General features: G+C 41.8%; 1 protein-coding gene. It reads left to right on the plus strand.

What is annotated here, in order from left to right; all coding sequences use genetic code 11:
- Positions 1–210, plus strand: a 210-nt coding sequence (locus AAEY62_RS21360) for a MerR family transcriptional regulator (RefSeq protein ID WP_502935537.1), incomplete at its 5' end; no start/stop codon positions are given.
- Between the last annotated feature and the right edge of the window lie 108 nt (positions 211–318).

The following is a 318-nucleotide window of genomic DNA, read 5'->3' on the forward strand; positions in this document are numbered from 1 at the left end:
TCTGAAGATGGTAACAGTGCGTGCCCATTAGTCAGAAGCCTGATCAAAGAGCGGCTTGAAGAAACAGAAAAGCAGTTTCAAGCAATGTTGGCACTTCGAGGAAAAATGTCTTCTGCGCTTTCTCGATGGGAAGAAATGGAAGACAAAGCACCGACTGCAAACATGGTTTGTCATCTCATCGAAAACTTTGAGCAAATTAAAAAAGCATAGGAGGAAAAAGGGTGGCTACTAACACAAATATAAAAACTGAATCAGGCTGTTGCTGTCAGGCAAAAGCTCAATCCTCTTCGTGTAAAAGTAAGGAGAATACGTTGGAGA

The sequence above is a fragment of the Pseudoalteromonas sp. GW168-MNA-CIBAN-0100 genome (genome assembly GCF_040309225.1).
In the GTDB taxonomy this organism is placed as follows: Bacteria; Pseudomonadota; Gammaproteobacteria; order Enterobacterales; family Alteromonadaceae; genus Pseudoalteromonas; species Pseudoalteromonas arctica.